The sequence below is a fragment of the Kitasatospora sp. MBT63 genome, assembly GCF_000710465.2.
Taxonomy (GTDB): Bacteria; Actinomycetota; Actinomycetes; order Streptomycetales; family Streptomycetaceae; genus Kitasatospora.
The window spans coordinates 1-4,781 of sequence record NZ_JAIZ01000536.1 but is presented as its reverse complement, the minus strand read 5'-3'; the positions used below and the strand labels follow the sequence as shown (position 1 = coordinate 4,781).

Here is a 4,781-nt window from a genome sequence, read left to right as displayed (position 1 = left end):
CCGAGGCCACCCACCACACCCTGTGGAACATGTCCGACCGGGGGATCCCCCGCTCGTACCGGATGATGGAGGGCTTCGGCGTCCACACCTTTCGTCTCGTCGACGCCGAGGGCGCGAGCACGCTGGCCAAATGGCACTGGAAGCCGAAGGCCGGCGTGCACTCCCTGGTCTGGGAGGAGGCCCAGCTACTGGGCGGGACGGACCCGGACTTCCACCGCCGCGATCTCGCGGACGCCATCGAAGCAGGGAACTTTCCCGAATGGGAGCTCGGCATCCAAACCTTCCCCGACACGCCTGAGCAGACCTTCGCGGGCATCGACCTGCTCGACCCGACGAAGATCGTCCCGGAGGAGCTCGCGCCGGTGCGGCCGGTCGGTCTCCTCACCTTGAACGCCAACCCGACGAACTTCTTCGCCGAGACCGAGCAGGTCGCCTTCCACCCAGGGCACCTGGTCCCGGGCATCGACATCACCGACGACGCGCTGCTGGCGGGCCGGCTGTTCTCCTACCTGGACACCCAGATCACCCGGCTCGGCGGCCCGAACTTCGCGCAGATCCCGGTCAACCGCCCGCACGCCCCGGTCAACGACATGCTCCGCGACGGCTTCCACCAGGACGCCGTACACTCCGGCGTCGCCCCCTACAAGCCGAACTCCCTGGACGGCGGCTGCCCGTTCTTCGCCGGCCCGGGCGAGCACGCCTTCATCGAACACCCCGTCCCGATCCCCGCCGCGGCCAAGGTCCGCGAGGCCCCGGCGTCGTTCGCCGACCACTTCAGCCAGCCGCGCCTGTTCTGGCTCAGCCTCAGCCCCGTCGAGCGCGAGCACGTCATCGCCGCCTACACCTTCGAACTGTCCAAGGTCTACGAGCAGGCCATCAAGGAGCGGGCCCTGACGGTCCTGGCCAGGATCGACGAGGTGCTCTGCCACGAGGTCGCCCAGGGGCTCGGCCTGCCCGCTCCCCGGGCCGCGGCCGGCGCCCTCGTCGAGATGGCGCCGAGCCCGGCCCTGTCCCAGGTCGGGCAGCGCTGGCCGGCCACCGGCCGGGTGCTCGGCATCCTCACCGCCACCACCAGCGACGCCGGCGTGGTGCGGCAACTGCGCCAGGCCGCACACCATGCCGGGCTGCTGCCGCTGATCATCGCACCCACCGGGGCGCCGCTCGCGGACGACCTCGAGGTGCAGCGGACCTACGGCGCAGCCCGGTCCGTCGAGTTCGACGCGCTCCTGGTGGCCGGCGCGCCCGACCGGGGCGCCGACGACCACGGCGCTCGGGACGCCAAGGCCGGCGCCGTCGCCGGCGGCCAGCCAGCCCTCGACTCCCGCGCTGTCCTCCTCGTCAACGAGGCCTACCGCCACGCCAAACCTCTCGCCGGCCTCGCGGACGCCCGCGGCCTGTGGGCGGCAGCCGGGGTCGATCCGCAGGCAGCCGGCGTGTTCACCGACACCGACCCGGCGCAGGCCGTCTCGGCGCTGGTCGAGCAGCTCGGCACGCACCGGGTCTGGGAACGCTTCCCGGCAACGGTGCACTGAGCCCTCCAGACCGGGCCGGAGCCCATTGCTCCGGCCCGGGCCCCCACGTCCCACTCGACGGCTCCCCTTCGTGTACGAGATGTCCAGAAGAAGCAGATCGGCACCGTGAAGCCCTTTCAAGCCCTGAGGGCCCATCACGCCGAGCTGGAGTGCCTGCACGGGGACGTGCCGGAGACCTGCACAGCGGGGTCCGGGCGGGCATGGTGATCCCGACGCGGCCCACCCCCGACTGAACAGCATCTGGGTGGAGCAAGTGAGAGCACTCGTCAGACACCGGTGGTCTGTTCTGTGATCATTGCCACGAGGGCGCCGCGGCCGTCGGCGCGCAGCCGGCGTAGCTGGCGGGCGGCGCCGTTGCCGTCCCGCAGCAGTCGCTCCAGCACGGGGACGATGTGCCGCCGGTCCGCACTGTCCCCGATCACGGGGTCGATGTGATCCAACAGGGCGGCCACCGCGTCGCCGGCTATCGCCAGCCGGCCGGAAAGCGGGTCGAACACCGAACTCGTGCAACCGTGCCGGGCACTGTGCCACACGGCGGCCGCGAGCATCTCCTGCTCGACGGGCGCGATGGCGTGTCCGGCTTTCGCGTCGCTGAGGATCCGGGTGGCAAGGGCGCGTACGACGCCGGCCAGCATCACGGCTTCGTCGGGGCGCATCTGGACGTCCATGGCGCGGATCTCGACGGTGGGGAAGTGCTCGGACAGGCGGATGTGCCAGTAGAGCTGCCCGCTGTCGCGGATCAGCCCGCGCTCCACCAGGGCGTGGGTGCGGCGGTCGTAGGCGTCGGCGTCGCCGAAGAAGGGCGGCGGCCCGCTGACGGGCCAGCGGCCGAAGACGACGGTGCGCCAGCTCGCGAAGCCGGTGTCGGTGTTCTGCCACAGCGGTGAGTTCGCCGCGAGCGCGATCAGCAGAGGAAGCCAGGCACGCAGTCCGTTCATCACGGTGACGCCGGCGCCGCGGTCGGCAATCCCGAGGTGGACGTGCATGCCCGTGATGAGCTGCTGGTCGGTGAGCAGCCGGGTGTCGTCGTGCATGGTGCGGTAGCGGGCGGTGTCCGTCACCGGGACCGGCAGGCGGTCGGTGAACGGCGCCGCGCCGCACGCGGCCAGGCGGCAGCCCTCCTGCCGGGCGGCCTCACCGAGGGCCAGGCGCATCCGCAGCAGGTGCCCGCCGGCCTCCTCGAGGTCATGACAGATGGGGGTGGCGACCTCCAGCTGTGCCTGGAGCAGTTCTCGCTGGACCTCTCCGCGCTCCAGGGACGGTTGGAGGCGGGCGGCCTCACGCACCTGGGCGGCGCGCGCCACCGGCAGGCCCGTGGCCGCATCGAGCAGAAGGTATTCCTCTTCGACGCCGAGGGTCAGCATGCTGAGCAGGTACCCGCAGGCGGAGCGCGCATGCGGCAGTGCCGCGATCAGCCCTCGCCGCCCTGCTCGCCCCCGGCGACCGCCGACCCGCCGCGGGCGGCTCACCGGCCGCCGGGCCGACACCCTGATCGAACTCGTCCGCAGAGCCCACGACCCAGCACGATCCGAACTCCGCGACCAGGCCGTTTTCGTTGCCGCCGATCTCCCCGCCCTGCCGGCCGGCAAGGCTTACGAGCTGTGGCTGGACAACGGCGGGGCCGCCCGGCCCGCGGGGTTGCTCCACCACTCCGACGGCAGCCTGATCCTGGACGAAATCCCTCAATGGCGCCCGCGGTATCGGCGTGACCTTCGAACCGCCAGCGGCTCGGCCAGCCCCACCTCCGATCCGGTCCTGCTGATTCTCCTGACCTGAGACGCGGGCGCCCGGTGCAGGGGTAGATCCGACGAGCAGCGCCCACAGGAGCAGGCGCAACTGCTGCCCTGAGGAGGTGGTCGCGCTGCGCTGCCCCGGCACGCACGCCGGACCGGTCCCGGTCTCTCCCGGGAAGTTTGTTTAGCGCGTGATCGGATCGTTTTGGCGCAGGCGCAGGCGGCGGCGGACGCCGACCATCCGGACCCCCACGGCGCGGTGCCTTCCTGCGAGCTGTCCGCCAGGACCGGACCGACACCGACACGGCGAAGCGGCAGGGCCAGGTTCCGGTCGGGAAGGACTGCTCGAGCTGTCCGCCGGCGCGGCAATCGTGGATCAGTGCGAAGTCAGGCGGATCGGTCCGGGGTCCCGTTGTTCTCCAGCAAGTCCAACAGCTCCCGCATGGTCAAAGCATCCCGTCTTCTCCCGGGGCCGTGCGCTGTGGCGTGGCCGAACTGTCCCCCTGAAGTGAAGCTCACCGTGACGCTCCAGCCCGGTCGTTCCAGTTCGAGGGGCCCGTGCGGCCGCTGGGCGGCGCGCCAACCGTACAGGCGCGCCGTAACAGCGAGATAGTGCGCGTCGTGGTTCGTCGGGGACGCGGAATCGGCCATGGCCCGATGCTCGCGGCTGGGCCCGAACGCTGCCACCCGGCATAGCCACCGTGGCTGTTCGGCGGGTAGGCCGGCCTATGACGGAAGCGATCGGGCCCCCGTCAAGGGTCTGCCGGATGCGCCGCCTGTCGTGCGTATGCTGCCGATCCGCGGTGTCCGTCCCTGGTGGGGCCGCCATGCCGCAGCAGGAGCTGGAGGCTGCCGGTTCTGGTCCAGTGTTCAGCGCGCTGAACAGATAGGGCAGGCAGGGGCGGCCCGGCTGCTCGGGTCGCTGTGCAACGTCTTGCGCTGGTGCGGTGTGGTGTCCCACCAGCTCGATCGGCGGGCCCGGGCCCGCGAACGGGTACGACGAGGACTGCGACGCGCGGACATGCTCCACCCCCCGGCCCTCCTGTGGAGGTCGGCCTGAGGTATTTGGGGGGACATCCCGTTTCCGGCGGCCCGGCCGGGGCAGCCGCCCGCCATGGACCGACACCGTTACCCGTGGGCGGACAGTTCCCTCTCCTTGCTGGCGCGCGGCTATGCGTGGCTGCCCGACCTGCGCCGCCGCCGTCCCGGCCCGGTGGCGCGGGCCCGACTGATGGGCAGACCCGCAGTTGCCCTGCACGGCCCGGACGCCGTCCGCTTCTTCTACGACGAACGGCACATCCGCCGCGAGGGAGCGCTACCCGAACCGGTGAAGAGCACCCTGTTCGGCCACGGCGCCGTCCACTCCCTGGACGGACAGGTCCACCGCCTGCGCAAGGCGATGTTCCTCTCGCTCCTCGCCGACCCCGCCAACGTCCGATCCCTCATCGACCACGTCGACGCCGCCTGGGACACGGCCCTGCCCGCCTGGGCGGAACAGCCACAGGTCGTCCTCCTG

The 4,781-nt window shown here is 71.7% G+C and carries 2 protein-coding genes and 1 pseudogene; 2 read left to right on the top strand and 1 reads right to left on the bottom strand.

Features of this window, described 5'->3' with window-relative positions:
* A partial coding sequence (locus AA75_RS28700) for a catalase (RefSeq protein ID WP_033823192.1) occupies window positions 1-1,532 on the top strand: 1,532 nt, incomplete at its 5' end.
* A gap of 266 nt (window positions 1,533-1,798) precedes the next feature.
* Here the strand turns inward: AA75_RS28700 and AA75_RS28695 are convergent.
* Window positions 1,799-2,896: a glutamate--cysteine ligase gene (locus AA75_RS28695; RefSeq protein ID WP_033823190.1), complete on the bottom strand. Its 1,098-nt coding sequence runs from the start codon at window positions 2,894-2,896 to the stop codon at window positions 1,799-1,801.
* Between the two features lie 1,483 nt (window positions 2,897-4,379).
* On the opposite strand from AA75_RS28695, the pseudogene AA75_RS28685 reads away from it, so the two are divergent.
* Window positions 4,380-4,781: pseudogene (locus AA75_RS28685) on the top strand (cytochrome P450); the annotation flags it as partial.

Bases quoted from the DNA above. Each gene is read 5' to 3' on its own strand.
- AA75_RS28695 (WP_033823190.1), bottom strand. From the start codon at position 2,896: ATGCTGACCCTCGGCGTCGAAGAGGAATACCTTCTGCTCGATGCGGCC.